We start from the raw sequence: 15,523 nt of genomic DNA on the forward strand, positions 1-15,523 counted from the left end.
CAAAAATGAAATACATCATTAATGGAATTACCTTTGATACGCAGCAAAGGACTTTGTCAGTAGCCAATGAGCAAGTATATTTAGAAGCTAAATCATTTCAATTGCTGTCTGTTTTCATCGCCAATAACCACGTAATCCTGACGCGAGATACACTCATTGAATTGGCTTGGGACGGCCGTATTGTGTCAGACAGTGCAATTAACAAAGCCATATCAAAACTTCGCCAGCACTTAGAAACCCTTCAGCCCAATTCCAGCATTATTCAAACCAAACCTAAAATCGGCTACGTGTTTAGTGCCAACGTATCAACATTCGTCCCTCAAAAAAAACAAAGACTCAATCAAGCGACATTGTTCTCAATTTGTCTATTCGTTTTCATCGCCATCGTATTTTACGCTATTAGATGGCTATTGAGCGGGCATGACCCAATCCCATCCCCTTTGCAATTAGAAAGGCTCACTGCACATGCAGGCATTGAGACAAGAGTGAGTGCCTCTTTTAATGGCAAGTTCACTTACCTTAACACCAACCATGCGGATGGTACCCAACATCTCTACCTCAAAGACTTAAATGCGCAACAGACTCATTTATTGCCTATTACAACCGCACAACTCCAATCGCACAGTATGAGCGCTGATGGTCAATACATCGCTTATGTTACTCAACAAGAAGAGCACTGCAGTATTAAATTACACACAATAGACGCTTTAACTAATACTGATGCTTTTGACTGCAGCAATATGGCTAACTTAAAACTGGCTTGGCAGCATGATAACAAAGCAATATTCATAAGATCCCGAGAAAATAATGCCAGCCCATTTACCATATTTAAATTTTTACTAAATAGTCAGAAACTTATTCAAGCCTCATTACCAGCGGAACATCATGATATGAAAGGTGACTATTTATTAGCAGCGCATCCCAAAAAGCGACTATTTGCGTTTGCTCGCTACCTAGCGCCCGATCTCACAGAAGTTCACCTTGTAAATAGCAAGTCTTTAAAAACAATACAAATTACAGAGTTTGCAGGAGCGATAACAGCGATGGGCTTTGGTGAAGACACACTCTACTTCAGCGAACAGCAATCTTTATTTCAACTTGATATTGATACCAAGCAAATAGGAAGGATCAAGGATACCAGCTACCCAATTGAGTCTTTAGCAATCACACAAGTGAATGACAAAAATCTACTGATACACAGTCAGTATCATGTCAGCTCAGAAGTGAAAGCGTTTCATATCAAACGCAAGCAAAGTCGGTCATTATTTGACAATGCCGCGCTCAATCGATTACCACAGCACACAAAAAAAGGGCACTTAATGTATGTCTCTAATACAGAACAACAACATGATCTATGGGTAATGAACAATGACCAATCAACCAAGCTTGCTTTACCTTTTGAGTTTGGGTTTAGGCGTTACCAATCACACCCAATAACAGAAACGATTCTATTTGAAAAACAAGGTGCCTTGCTTGAACTTGATTTAAACACACACGACTTACAGCAAGTCATTGACCCTAAACACAAGGCATATGTGGCGAACTATCATGATAACGGTGAGCAGATCATTTATAGCAGTAATAAGCAAGGAGAGTGGCAACTATGGTTATTCGACCGAAAAAAACAGAGTCATACACAACTCACAAATAACGGGGGATATAGCGGATATTATTATCAAAACCAACTTTACTACACCAAACGACACGTCAGTGGAATTTGGGCAATAGACCAAGGTAAAGAGCAGCTATTGATCCCTCATGTGAGTAACATCAACTGGCTCAATTGGCGGATATTAGCGGGTAATATTTATTTTTATAAAAAAAATGATGGTATTTGGCAATACAATATAGAAACAAAACAGCAACAACGTATATTAGCACAGCCTGATGGTTTTATTCATCAATACACTATCAATGATGATGCTATTACATATATTGAGATAAAGCCTATGCAAGGTGATATACACGCCCTCACACTTTGACTTATCTTCAGAAAGATTAAAATTCAGGCAACAAAAAACCCAGTACAAGACTGGGTTTTTCAAATCTTAAAGCAAAAATTACTTGATTTTTGCTTCTTTGAAGATCACGTGCTTACGTACTTTAGGATCGTACTTTTTGATCTCCATTTTTTCAGGCATGTTACGCTTGTTCTTGTCGGTAGTGTAGAAATAACCAGTACCAGCAGTTGAAACTAAACGGATCTTATCACGCATGATTTAGCTCCTTATACTTTTTCGCCGCGAGCACGGATATCTACTAATACCGCGTCGATGCCTTTTTTATCAATAATACGCATACCTTTAGTAGTAGTACGTAGAGTAACGAAACGCTTTTCACTTTCAACCCAGAAACGGTGTGTTTGTAGGTTAGGTAGGAAACGACGCTTAGTTGCGTTGCGCGCGTGTGAACGGTTGTTACCAACAACCGGGCGCTTACCTGTAACTTGACAGACTTTAGACATGTCTATGTATCTCCAATAACTTCGCTCGAGCTTAATTTCCCCTTAGGCCTTACACTGGTGTGCCCCGGGTAAAAACAAAGGGCGCTCTTTATACAGCATCTGCAGGCAGAGATCAAGGACCTGATGGTATCCTAGTCAGCTCATGGGTAAAATTTGATAGCGGCCAATTATAATGATCATAGGCCCCCGTGGAAAGTAAAAACTGCATTTAAATTAAACTATTTTATAAAATTTAAGCGAAATAACGGTTTGCAGCCTAAAAATGCTCAATAAAAGCTCATAGTAGGCCCATATCGGCAAATGAAACGCAGCGATTTCCCGCAACAATGATGTGATCTAAGACTTTGATATCCATTAATGCTAGGGCTTTTTGTAGTTTTTCTGTCAAGATTTTATCTGCACGGCTTGGCTCACTCACACCTGATGGGTGATTATGAGCAAAAATAATTGCTGCCGCATTGTGTTTTAACGCAGCTTTAACCACCTCCCTTGGATACACTGAAGCAGAATTAATCGTACCTCGAAACAGTATTTCATCATTAATGAGTTGATGCTGGCTATCCAGATATAACACCATAAAGACCTCATGCTCTAAGCCCTTTAATTGAATACTCAAATAATTGTGGACCATGGTCGGGCTCTCAAACTTATACTCGCGCTTGCATCCTTCTTTTAAATAGCGTTTACACAGCTCCAAAACAGCCTGAAATTGTATATATTTAGCCTCCCCGACTCCTTTTAGCGCGACAAATTCAGTCTGCGAAGCATTAAATAAGCGCTGCAATGACTCACACTGTTGCAATAAAGAATCTGCAAGTTCGACCGCATTCATGCCACTCACGCCGGTGCGAAGAAAAATAGCCAATAACTCAGCATCACTGAGCGCACTCGGCCCCTCATTCAGCAACTTCTCCCTGGGTCTGGTATGTTTGGGTAATTGGGTTAGCTGCATGTTCTCTCCTTATACCAATGCTCATTCCTTAATCTTTGGTCTCTATGTAACATGCCAGCTGATAAAAAAAACGCCCAATGTTAGCTTATTTACGATGTTATTCACTGTTTGATTCAAAACAACCTAATGGCTGTGATATCTTTAGCCCAGTTTAAGCTGTGGAAACGTGAAGATGAACTTAGCTGGCAAAAAAATAGTATTGGGAATTAGCGGTGGTATTGCTGCATATAAATGCGCAGAGCTTGTAAGGCGCTTAAAAGAGCAACATTGCGAAGTCAAAGTGGTGATGACAGACTCTGCAAAGCACTTTATTACTCCGTTAACCATGCAAGCCGTTTCCGGTGAGCCAGTATCAGATTCCTTACTCGACCCACAAGCTGAAGCCGCAATGGGGCATATTGAGTTTGCCAAATGGGCTGATTTGATATTAATCGCACCTGCGACATGTAATACAATCGCTAAAATGGCCAATGGCATTGCTGATGATCTGCTGACAACTTTAGTGCTTGCTACGCCAGCTAAAGTCGCGATTGCGCCAGCAATGAACCAGCAAATGTATGCACACCCAGCGACACAAAAAAACTTAACAACTTTATCAACTTATGGCGTGGCCATATGGGGCCCTGGCAGTGGAGAGCAAGCATGTGGTGATGTTGGTAAAGGGCGAATGCTGGAACCTATGGAGCTGCTAGCACACTGCATTACAGCACTGAACCCAGTACCAAAATCGCTTGAGGGCCGCACCGTGACTATTACCGCAGGGCCCACTCGTGAAGCACTCGATCCCGTGCGTTATATCACTAATCATAGTTCAGGTAAGATGGGCTATGCCTTAGCACAGGCTGCACATGCACTGGGAGCCACGGTCAATTTAATTTCAGGACCCGTTAATATCGCAGCACCACAAGATGTGAATCTCACTTCTGTTAGCAGTGCCACTGAAATGCATGACGCTGCGCTCAAACTAGCGCCGCAGTCAGATATTTTTATTGGGTGTGCAGCCGTTGCAGATTACCGCGCCGCAGACATTGCTGAGCAAAAAATCAAAAAGCAAGGCGATGAAATGACACTTACCCTAATCAAGAACCCTGATATTATTGCGTCGGTGGCGGCTTTGCAGGATAAACGCCCTTATACCGTTGGTTTTGCGGCTGAAACGCAAGACATCCAACAATACGCGCAGGGAAAATTGAAAAATAAAAACCTAGATATGATTTGTGCCAATGATGTTTCACAAGAAGGTCTTGGTTTTAACTCAGATAACAATGCCTTAACCTTATTTTGGGCAAATGAACAACGTACCTTACCAACATCTAGCAAAACAGAGTTAGCACTTACTGTCATTAAAGCAATTGCAGGTAAACTTAGTTGACCTAGTGTTAAAAGGCTGGAAAGAAGCTGAATAAAACATTAACATAGGTCTTTATCGAGTATGGACCTAATAAAAATACACCATACAGACCAGAATAACGATAATTATTAAAGGAAAGTTCATGCCAGCGACTAAACGCAGTAATCGCAAAGAGCAAATTCTTCAATCTCTTGCGCAAATGCTTGAAACTAGCCCAGGTCAAAGGATCACAACTGCCAAGCTCGCAGCGGAAGTAGGCGTTTCTGAAGCCGCTTTATACCGTCATTTTCCAAGTAAAGCGAGAATGTTTGAAGGGTTAATTGAATTTATAGAAGACACGCTACTTTCACGGATCAACATCATCTTAGAAAATGAAAAAGATACACAAAGTCGTATTTATAACATTCTTCACTTACTACTGACCTTCTCTGAGAAAAACCCCGGTATTACACGTATTTTAACAGGTGATGCACTTCAAGGTGAGCAGGAACGTTTAAGAGAGCGTGTACAAAGCCTATTCGAAAAACTTGAAACACAATTCAAGCAAGTATTAAGAGAAAGAAAACTCAGAGAGGGCAAAGCATTTAACAGTGATGAAGCAGCACTCGCCAATTTATTTTTAGCGCATGTTGAAGGTAAAATGAATCAATTCGTTCGCAGTGATTTTAAAGCCAAACCCACTGCAACTTTCACCCATCATTGGCAAGAGCTACAACGCATTTGGTTGTAACTAGAAGCGGTACCTAACCGCTTCTAACGCTTTTTCACTTCCACATAACGCACCATGATTTTGTTTAAGCATTAAAAGTGTTACAAAGACACACTCAATAAATAAAATAGACAGAATCATGAAGTATACTTATTCGCTTATTGCAGCGGCTTTGTTCTCTGGTCAAGTAATGGCCAACAAAGCCCAACTCGAATTCTCCGATGTTTTTGACTTCAAATATGCACAAGGCACACAATTAGCTGAAGATGGCAAAGTGCTCGCATTCAGTGCAAAACCTTATCGAGGAAATGCACAGGGACAAGTATATGACCTAGCTACGAATAAGCTGCTCGCGACTGTTGAACGTGGTACAAAAGCACATTTGAATAAATCGGCTACTTGGGCTGCGTTTATTCAAGCTCCGACTTTGCTTGCGTTGGAAACAGCCAGTAAAAAAGAAAAAAAAGCACTAAAAAGCAATCTGGTACTTGTAAATACGCAAACAGGAAAACAACAGCGCTTCGAACAAGTCAAAGACTATCAACTCAGTGATGATGGCCGCTGGTTAGCCTATCGCGAAGATAAAAAAACAGAGTCAAAAGGCGCTACGAAAAACACTGACGCCCCTAAAATCACCGCAGATAAAAAAGATAAACCACTGACATTGGTAGTTGTCGATTTAACAACAAGCCAAACACAACGCTTTGATAATGTCGTTAACTATGGCCTGAGCCCCGCCGAATATGGTGTGCTATTTAGTCAACATGATGAAACCGGTGCCAATAATCAAGTTCAGTATCTAGACTTAACAAACAACACAACCAACCCTTTATTTAGTGAGCCAGGCGTTACCGTCAGCGCCATAGCATGGCATCCGTATTCAAGTATTGTGGCATTCAACCTTGGTAACTATGTTAACGAAGATAAACGACGTCGCAGTTACGAAGTGACGCTTTGGGACGCCAACACAGACAAACTAAATACCATAGAAAATCCAGCTAGCTGGTATAGTTCAAAAACGGCAAACCTCGAATGGTCAGAGCAAGGTGAACGACTCTATTTTGAAAATCGCCCACTGCTGAACGATAAATTAGAAGAACTCAAATATGATGATAGTGCCTCTTTAAGAGATTTTAATACCATTCGCCAACAATCTGGGCTACAAATTTGGCACAACAATGACCCAGAAATTAAGACCCGCGAGCAAAATACGTGGAAAAAAACCAACCGAGAACGCCAGTACCAAGCGGTTTATCATATAGAGTCGCAAAAGGTTGTTCAGCTGGCTGATGAAACGGTACGCGATGTCACCTTGAATACAGAAGCCGATTTCTTGCTAGGTAAAAATGACCAGCCTTACCTAGAAAAAATCATGTATAAAGGCTTTTATGCCGATTACTATGCGGTCAAAGTCAGTACGGGTGCAAAAGGCTATATCGTTAAAGACTCGCCAAATCAGCCTTCGCTATCTCCGACAGGAAGACATGCTGCTTATTTTCTTAACGATCAAATTTGGCTAAAAGATTTACATCAACAAAAGGAAAACGCGGTCAGCCAAGCTGTTCGCCAAGCGATTTTCGCGGATGACCAGCATGATTATCCAGAGCCAAATCCAGGTTATGGCTTTGCTGGATGGCAACAAGATGGCAGCACCTTATATGCATACAGTAAATACGATATCTGGGCCTTTGATAGCGCGACAGGCAAAGCTAAACGCTTAACGTCTGGAAAAGAAACCAACACTCGCTATCGTGTGATCAAACTAGATAAAAAGCAGGTCGGCTTTGCAAAAGACGATACGCTCTTTTTATCTGCCCATAACTTACAAAATAAGCAAACACATGTTGCTAAACTAAGTCTTGAAACCGGTAAACTAGAAACCGTACTAGAAGGGAAAACCCGATTTGATCTGGTGAAAAAAGCAAAACATGCTGATAAGTTGATTTTCACTCAGCAAAGCTATCACCAGTTCCCTGATTATTGGCAAACAGATAGTCAATTCACACAAGCTCAGCAAATTACAAATCTTAACCCGCAAGTGAGTAAATTTGCTTGGGGTCAAAAACCTGAACTGGTTCAATATAAGGGCTACAATGGCGAAAACCTGCAAGGTGTGCTTATCAAGCCTGCTGATTATAAACCTGGTCAAAAGCTCCCTGTGGTTATTTATTTCTATCGATACATGAGTCAACGCATGTATGACTTCCCTAAAATGGAACTCAACCACAGACCTAATTTCCCAATGTTCACGTCCAACGGTTACGCGGTATTTTTACCAGATATTCGCTTTGAAATTGGCAAACCGGGACCATCATCAACACAAACCTTGATCAATGCAGCGCAAAAGCTGATTGATATGGGCGTTGCTGACCAAGATAAGATTGGTTTACAAGGTCACTCTTGGGCCGGCTATCAAAGTGCTTATGCTGTGACACAAACAGATATGTTCAAAGCCGTCGTGTCTGGTGCACCTGTATCAAACATGACTTCTGCATATAGCGGCATACGTTTAAAATCAGGCCTTGCTCGTCAATTCCAGTATGAAACAGGGCAAAGTCGAATTGGCAAAACGTTGACGGAAGCGCCTGAGCTATACATTGAGAACTCACCGGTATTTTTTGCAGATAAGGTGAATACGCCGATTCTACTGATGTTTGGAGACAAAGATGGCGCGGTACCATGGCAAGAAGGTATCCAATACTACTTAGCACTGCGACGCCATAATAAAGACGCTATCTTCTTACAATATGAAGGTGAACCACATCACTTGAAGCAGTTCCCGAATCAAGTGGATTTCTCCGTGCGCATGATGGAGTATTTTGACCACTACTTACGTGGTATGCCTGCACCTGAGTGGATCACATCAGGCAAAGCCTATCGCCCTGAAGATTGATACCGTCTAGTTGTGATATCAATGCTATTTAGGACGGGACACACGTCATAAAAAAAGCCGCACTGAGCGGCTTTTTTATTTTAATGATGTGTTGGCTTACTCTTGTTGGGCTTGCGTTTATTTTTACCGACTCTAGGTTTCGTATTCGCTTGATTGAACTGGCTAAACCCAGTGTGCTTTGTCAGTGCTTTATTGCCGCGCTTTTGCCCTGAGCCCGCTTCTCTACCTCGCGTGTTTTCATCAGGCACCAAGCACTCAGGCCCTCGACCGATTAAGTGTGCTTTACCCATGTTTTTCAGCGCTTCACGGATCTGTGGCCAGCCCGCAGGGTCATGATAACGTAAAATGGCTTTATGTAGGCGACGCTGACGCGCACCTTTTGGTACCGGCACTTCCTCATGATTGTTTTTGATGTTACGCAACGAGTTCATTTCAGTGTGGTAAATTGTGGTTGCATTGGCCATAGGCGATGGATAAAAGTTTTGTACCTGATCTAACTTAAAGTCATGTGCTTTCAACCACAGCGCCATATTCACCATATCTTCATCCGTTGTGCCTGGATGTGCTGAAATAAAGTAAGGTATCAAGTATTGCTTTTTGCCTGCCTCTTTTGAGTACTTATCAAATAACTCTTTGAACTTATCATAGGTGCCCATACCAGGCTTCATCATCTTCGACAACGGGCCACTTTCAGTATGCTCAGGTGCAATTTTTAAGTAGCCGCCAACATGATGGGATACCAACTCTTTGACATAACGCGGATCTTCAATCGCCAAGTCGTAGCGAACGCCTGAAGCTATCAAGATCTTTTTAACCCCTTCAACATCTCGTGCTTTGCGATACAGTTCTATTGTCGGGGTGTGATCTGTGTCCATGTGCTTACAAATATCTGGGTACACACACGATAGACGACGACAGGTGCTTTCCGCTTTTTTACTCTTACAACGCAGTTTATACATGTTTGCGGTCGGGCCGCCTAAATCAGAAATCACCCCAGTAAAGCCCGGTACTTTATCTCTGATCTGTTCTATTTCTTCGATAATAGACTCTTCTGAACGACTTTGAATAATTCGACCTTCATGCTCAGTAATCGAGCAGAAACTGCAGCCCCCAAAACAGCCCCGCATAATGTTGACTGAGGTTTTGATCATGTCATAGGCTGGGATCTTGTCATCGCCATAAGCTGGGTGTGGAATACGTTGATAAGGTAATCCAAAAACATGATCCATTTCTTCTGTTTCTAGCGGAAATGCTGGCGGGTTTACCCAGACTGAGCGATCTCCATGACGTTGGAATAGTGCTCTTGCACACCCTGGGTTTGTTTCTTGGTGCAAGATACGCGAAGCATGTGCATATAATGGCTTATTCACACTCACTTGCTCAAAAGCAGGCAGCTTCACATATACCTTTTCCCACGGCTTTAATCTTGGCGGCTGTACGGTGATAGGCTTTGCCGCCTCACTTTTTAAATCGATACCTGCTTTGGCAAATTCGGACTTGCTACACCCCATATCATCTGCACCATATGGATTTGGAATAGGGTCAATCTTCCCTACTTTATCGATGGCAGTTGAATCGCTGCCTCGCCAACCCTCAATTGGCGTCTTACGAATAACTGCTGTGCCTCGCACATCTTGAATTGTGTCAATGGTCTCGCCATTGGCAATACGATGCGCCACTTCAACCAATGGACGCTCAGCATTACCGTAAATCAAGATATCCGCTTTGGCATCAAAGATAACACTGCGGCGCACTTTTTCTTGCCAGTAATCATAATGTGCAATACGACGTAAGCTGGCCTCAATACCACCAATCACAACAGGTACATCTTTGTATGCTTCACGGCAGCGTTGACTGTACACAACCACAGCTCTATCTGGACGCTTACCACCGACATTACCTGGTGTATAAGCATCATCATGACGGATCCGCTTCTCTGCAGTATAACGATTGATCATAGAGTCCATATTGCCAGCCGTCACACCAAAAAATAGGTTTGGCTTACCCAGTGACTCAAAGGCTGTTTTATCGGACCAGTCCGGCTGCGCAATAATCCCTACTCTGAATCCCTGTGCTTCTAGTACTCGGCCAATTACCGCCATACCAAAGCTTGGATGATCGACATATGCGTCACCTGTAACAATGATGATGTCACAACTGTCCCACCCTAAAGCATCCATTTCAGCACGGCAAGTTGGTAAAAATGGGGCTGGGCCAAAGCATTCAGCCCAGTATTTAGGATATGAGAAAAGCGAACGTTCCGCTTTTAACCCGGAGACCTTTGATGTATTCATAGAGTGACGGCTCAAATAATTTGCAAGGTTATTATTATACCTCAGCGGCACGCTATACCGTACTATAGATGGTGAAAGTATGAGCTAAAAAACCTAAATCACTGTAATTATTAATCTAATATAAATTAAAAAACGGAATAAAATTACGGTTTTGGCAAAGTTATCATCTTTTTCGGTGGGAATGCGAGACAGCTATCTGTGTATTAAAGATATGAGCAAAGCTTACTTTATGCTATTCATTTGTCGCTATCAGTGGTATTTAAAAACACTAACAACTCATCTTTAGGCATGGGCTTTGCCAATAAAAACCCCTGTACTTCATCACAACCCAGCTTTTTGAGTACATCAACTTGCTGCTGCGTTTCCACCCCTTCAGCAATCGTTTTCAAGCCCAGATGACGGCCTAATGAAATTACCAAATCAGCAATTGCTCCACTATCTGAATCAGGAATATCTTTAACAAATGCACGATCAATTTTTAAACGTGCAAGCGGCAACTGTTGTAGATAGCTCAGCGATGAAAACCCCGTACCAAAATCATCAATGGCCACTTCAACACCAAAAGATTTTAACTCACCTAACGTCTCAATAACCGTTTTTACTTCATCCATGACCACGCTTTCTGTCACTTCTAATTCTATTTTTTCAGGAGAGACCTGATAATGGGTGATCGTATTTTTTACTTGCTCAGCGTAGTTATTCACTTTGAATTGCGGCACTGACACGTTCACCGCCACACTAATGTCAATGTCTTGGGCACTGAGCTGGTGTTGTAACTTACATGCTTGCTCCAATACCCACTGGCCAATATCAACAATGAGTCCAGAGTCCTCGGCTAATGGAACAAAGATACCTGGGGAAATATAATCACCGTTACCTGATGGCCAACGCAACAAAGCCTCACAACCAATCACTTTATTGCTCTCTAAACTAAACTGTGGCTGATACCAGACTTCTAGCTTATTCATTTCAAAGTCTTGTCTAAGTTGGCGGATCAAACCAAGTCGCCACGCCATTTTTTCTTCTAAGTCTGGCGTGTACCAATCTAAAATCTTATTCGCTTGTTTTGCTTGATTCAGCGCTATGTAGGCTAACTTAAGTGTTTCTAGACCTAGATGATGAAAGTCTGCTTGACGACAAACACCAATATGAAAATGCATAGTTAATACATGCTCACCGACTTGATAAGGCACAGTGATGGTATCTACGAAACCCTGCTCATCAAACAACTGACTTGGTAATAATAAGCCAAATACATCGGCACCAATACGTGATAATAACTGACTTTGTGGAAACTCAAGGCAAAGTCGCTCTTTCACTGCGAGCAATAGCAAGTTACCTACTTCCTGACCCAAACCATTATTGATATCAGAAAACTGTGCAATATCAAGTAGCACAAACACTAAATCATCACTGTCTGGTTGATAAAACTGTGCGATTAGATCAACAAAATTAGCTCTATTGGGCAACCGTGTAAGCGCATCTTTATACGCAACATCTCGCAGCTCATTGATCAATTTTATATTGTCAACGCCCACTCCCACATTAGCCAAAAATATCTCCGCGAATTGCAGTTGAGAGGCTGACGGAGGTTGCTCAATCTCAATGAAAATTGCTGCTTTTCTGCTTTTTCCTTTTAATAAAAACGTAATATCGTGGTCTGTATGTTGGTGCACTTCACGGTCAAAGCAATTTTGCACTTGCATAATCACTCTGCCGTTATCGAGCTGCTCAAGCCCTTGCCCAATAAACTCTTCGTAGTGCTCTGTCCCACCAAAAATAATCACGCGAGATCCATTGGTGATACCCGCCACCAGTCCACTATCATGGGCGCCGATGATCTTAGCTAACTGCCGAACTACGGCCTTGCCAAACGAAACCATATCTGTATGGCCGAGAATAGCCTGTGAAGCATCTAATATATTTGCCAAAGCCACGCTTTGCTGCTCTAGTTCGCAAATTTGTTGGTAAGAACGAATTGCAGTCATCAATGATGTCACCAACTTACCGCGGGTAAGCTCAGTCTTCATTTTATAATCATTGATGTCGTACTCTCTGATCACTTTTTCTTCTGGCGCATACCCAGGTTGGCCAGTACGTAATATGATCCGCACTGCGTGATTGCCTATTTCTTCGCGAACTTGCTTAACCACGTTCAAGCCTGCGTCATCACTCTCCATGACAACATCAAGTAGTAAGACACATACTTCAGGTAGATTCTTTAACGAGGCAACGGCTTCTTTTCCTGAGTAGGCATGATGAAAACGTAACGTTTTCCCCCAAAACTCCACCCCAGACAAAGCAAGCTTTGTCACAGAGTGTATTTCAGGATCATCGTCCACCACCAAAACGTCCCAAAAGCCCTTTTCATCTTCTTGGATATCATGGGAAACTTCTTGATCTGCAAACAGAAAATCTTCTTGCTCAGACGCCATCATCCACCTTATGCTTAACCACATCAATTCTGCAAGAGCAGCTTTTTCTATATTTCATCTTATAAAATATGATAGGTTTTTACTATCGTGTTCTACATTCATTAACACCCAAGTAATATTATAGACGATGTTCAAATACTTGCGCTCAATTAAGACGCAAATAAAACGTCGAGGGAGTACAAGTGCAGGTTATTCAAACAATCTTAAAAGCCATTACTTTTAGTGTGCTGATCAGCCTCATCATCGTCAACATACTGCCCACAACCTACCGAATTACAGTCACTGAGCCGATTGCTCAAGATCATCCGTATGCTATAAAATTTATGCTATCCACAAAAAATTGGGTACAGGCAATCAATGTATTAGAGTCGAGTAAAATACAATTGCTGTCGATGCAAAATGAAGAAAAAGTAGGTGGGTTTGTTGCTTTTAATCACTCTGGTGGCAGAGTTGACGCAACACTAGTAGAAAAGAAAGCTCTTGAGCTGCAATATCACTTAAGGTTTCATGAAGAACATCAAGCAAAGATGCGTATATATTTTCAACCGAACACACAGTTCATCTCAATAGTGATCCACGGAGAAGTACTTTCTCCCATTATTGGTGGTTTGAATGCGTTACTCACTAAGTATTATTTAGAAAAAATAGTACAAACTGCCATCAATGAAATGAACTCTCAACTTCAATTACAACCAATGGGTCCAGATAAAAATGACGATTAAAAGTGCCCAAGCCCGCTCAAGTTTAGCCTTGCTCATAGAAGAAAAGCTTGGCTATGCCATGATCAAACACGCAAAACCCGCTGTCACAAATGGACGTTTTGCTTCTGGCCCAACTCAGCAAAATAGCTTTTTTGTCAAAAGTGAGCACGGTACACTAAAAAGGGCCCTAAAAAGGCAACAACTTCAAAAAATACAGCGTCAACAAAACATTGAAGCCGTAATGGGTATGTCTTTATCTCTTTGCCCTGATGTGACGAGCCGTGGAAGACCGGATCCAGATTGGCTAGAGCATTTCATTTCCTTAGCAGAAGATATTGCTAATCAAACGATGCAAAAATTATGGGCAAAAATACTTGTTGGAGAGTCCATTGCACCGGGAACGTTTTCAATTAAAAGTCTGCAAACGCTCAAGTTAATGACACAACGAGAGGCAGAAGCCCTACAAAAGTGTGCCTCACTATGTGGGTATTTAGAAAAAGAAGATAGTTATTTAATCATTCTCGGCTACTATAAAAAACCTTCGTTACTAGATTTATTGAGAAAAGGCAGTACCGAAACAATTAATTTAGCACAAGCAGGTTTAAGCTTCCCACATATCCTTACATTAATGGATATCAACCTGATGTATCGCCAAGAAATCGAGTCATCCAGTTTGCAAAAAGGTCAGTCACTCACTCTCGTTTATCAAAACCAAAAAGTGAGCTTTGAAGCTAAAAGCAATGAATTAGTCATGAGCTACTATAAACTGACGCAGACGGGGGATGAACTGAAGAAGCTGATCAATACACCTGTCAATAAAACATACCGTCAATTGCTCAACAAAACTTTAGAGGACGAGTTTACGCTCACCTTTGAGTAACACACAAAAAAAATAGCCCTCACACGAACATCATCGCTTCAGGGCTATTCAAAGCAGTACATACTTGCAGAGTTAGTGGATTAGAAATGCACTTGTAAACCCGCAAATGGGCCTGACGCGTCGATATCAGAATCGAAATCATCGATATCATCGAGCTCAAGTACTAGAGAGCGATAGCCAGCTCTCACTGCAACATCGACGGCTAAGTTATCGATAAACTCCCAAGCGACACCAATTTGATAATCTTGGATTTTGCTGTCATCAATCGCAAGTAGGCTGCCCTCAGCGAATACACTCAGCCCTGTTAGCGGTAAGCCGACTTCAGCGCGGAGATAACCAAGAGGAACAAACCCTGAGAAGTCGACAGTTTCAGTCACTTGCGTACCATTAACATCACCAGTTACAACCACATCTGCATCAAACTGCTTGGCATTGATACCAAAATCAAAAGAAACGAGATCGTTATCAAATAACTCGTAGTAAAAAATATAGTCAATATGATTTAAGTCGGCGACCGTATTCGCTTGTGTACCAACGGTGAAGTTACTATCACCAAACTCAAACGTATCTGTTAAAGTTGTACTACCCACCAGCTCAAGCTCAGTGTATTTCAGTTTAACATTAGGTACGAGTGGAACCGGGTGTTCAAGAGCTGCATAAAAACTTGAAAAGGTCTCGTCTTCAAAATCAAATGTTTGAAGATTACCTTTTTCTGCAAAGCTACCTTCAGGGTCACTTTGCCACCCTTCGGCTCCTAAGTATAAACCTAATAAAGTATCAGCATGTGCTGCAGGTGTAAGGCAAGCCAGAGACAACGCTGCCGCTAAACAATACTTTTTCATTT

Annotated in this window: 12 protein-coding genes; 6 read left to right on the forward strand and 6 right to left on the reverse strand. The window is 41.9% G+C overall.

The genetic code is table 11. From position 1 onward, the window contains the following. Nucleotides 1–5 precede the first annotated feature (5 nt). The gene (locus tag L1077_RS16705) at nucleotides 6–1,982 is read left to right on the forward strand and encodes a winged helix-turn-helix domain-containing protein (protein ID WP_237138098.1); all 1,977 of its coding nucleotides are present in this window, start codon (nucleotides 6–8) and stop codon (nucleotides 1,980–1,982) included. A 78-nt stretch (nucleotides 1,983–2,060) separates the two neighbouring features. On the opposite strand, the gene rpmG is transcribed toward L1077_RS16705, so the two are convergent. The 3 genes from rpmG to radC form a co-directional block, all read right to left on the reverse strand. Continuing rightward, complete coding sequence (gene rpmG, locus L1077_RS16710; protein ID WP_005493124.1) at nucleotides 2,061–2,216, reverse strand: 50S ribosomal protein L33; 156 nt, start codon at nucleotides 2,214–2,216, stop codon at nucleotides 2,061–2,063. An 11-nt stretch (nucleotides 2,217–2,227) separates the two neighbouring features. Further along, nucleotides 2,228–2,464: a 50S ribosomal protein L28 gene (gene rpmB, locus L1077_RS16715; RefSeq protein WP_023397288.1), complete on the reverse strand. Its 237-nt coding sequence runs from the start codon at nucleotides 2,462–2,464 to the stop codon at nucleotides 2,228–2,230. A 277-nt stretch (nucleotides 2,465–2,741) separates the two neighbouring features. Continuing rightward, complete coding sequence (gene radC, locus L1077_RS16720; RefSeq protein WP_237138099.1) at nucleotides 2,742–3,416, reverse strand: RadC family protein; 675 nt, start codon at nucleotides 3,414–3,416, stop codon at nucleotides 2,742–2,744. A 172-nt stretch (nucleotides 3,417–3,588) separates the two neighbouring features. Here radC and coaBC point away from each other — a divergent pair, with 172 nt between their 5' ends. From coaBC to L1077_RS16735, 3 genes are all read left to right on the forward strand, one after another. Then, nucleotides 3,589–4,788, forward strand: coding sequence for a bifunctional phosphopantothenoylcysteine decarboxylase/phosphopantothenate--cysteine ligase CoaBC (gene coaBC, locus L1077_RS16725; protein ID WP_237138100.1), 1,200 nt, complete (start codon nucleotides 3,589–3,591; stop codon nucleotides 4,786–4,788). Nucleotides 4,789–4,909: 121 nt separating this feature from the next. Next, nucleotides 4,910–5,497: a nucleoid occlusion factor SlmA gene (gene slmA, locus L1077_RS16730; RefSeq protein WP_237138101.1), complete on the forward strand. Its 588-nt coding sequence runs from the start codon at nucleotides 4,910–4,912 to the stop codon at nucleotides 5,495–5,497. Nucleotides 5,498–5,615: 118 nt separating this feature from the next. Beyond that, a complete protein-coding gene (locus tag L1077_RS16735) occupies nucleotides 5,616–8,369 on the forward strand; it encodes a S9 family peptidase (protein WP_237138102.1) in 2,754 nt (917 codons plus the stop codon). Between the two features lie 80 nt (nucleotides 8,370–8,449). Here L1077_RS16735 and L1077_RS16740 read toward each other — a convergent pair whose 3' ends face one another. After that, a complete protein-coding gene (locus L1077_RS16740) occupies nucleotides 8,450–10,663 on the reverse strand; it encodes a YgiQ family radical SAM protein (RefSeq protein WP_237138103.1) in 2,214 nt (737 codons plus the stop codon). Between the two features lie 236 nt (nucleotides 10,664–10,899). Beyond that, entirely contained in the window at nucleotides 10,900–13,098 is a 2,199-nt protein-coding gene (locus L1077_RS16745; RefSeq protein ID WP_237138135.1) for a bifunctional diguanylate cyclase/phosphodiesterase, read from the reverse strand. A 182-nt stretch (nucleotides 13,099–13,280) separates the two neighbouring features. On the opposite strand from L1077_RS16745, the gene L1077_RS16750 reads away from it, so the two are divergent. Both L1077_RS16750 and L1077_RS16755 read left to right on the forward strand, forming a co-directional pair. After that, complete coding sequence (locus tag L1077_RS16750) at nucleotides 13,281–13,820, forward strand: hypothetical protein (protein ID WP_237138105.1); 540 nt, start codon at nucleotides 13,281–13,283, stop codon at nucleotides 13,818–13,820. Beyond that, complete coding sequence (locus tag L1077_RS16755; protein ID WP_237138106.1) at nucleotides 13,810–14,679, forward strand: TIGR03899 family protein; 870 nt, start codon at nucleotides 13,810–13,812, stop codon at nucleotides 14,677–14,679. The genes L1077_RS16750 and L1077_RS16755 overlap by 11 nt, the downstream gene beginning before the upstream one ends. 80 nt (nucleotides 14,680–14,759) lie before the next feature. On the opposite strand, the gene L1077_RS16760 is transcribed toward L1077_RS16755, so the two are convergent. Next, the gene (locus L1077_RS16760) at nucleotides 14,760–15,521 is read right to left on the reverse strand and encodes a TIGR04219 family outer membrane beta-barrel protein (protein ID WP_237138108.1); all 762 of its coding nucleotides are present in this window, start codon (nucleotides 15,519–15,521) and stop codon (nucleotides 14,760–14,762) included. Nucleotides 15,522–15,523: the final 2 nt, after the last annotated feature.

Origin of the sequence: Pseudoalteromonas luteoviolacea (genome assembly GCF_021654285.1) — a bacterium.
Taxonomy (GTDB): domain Bacteria; phylum Pseudomonadota; class Gammaproteobacteria; order Enterobacterales; family Alteromonadaceae; genus Pseudoalteromonas; species Pseudoalteromonas luteoviolacea_J.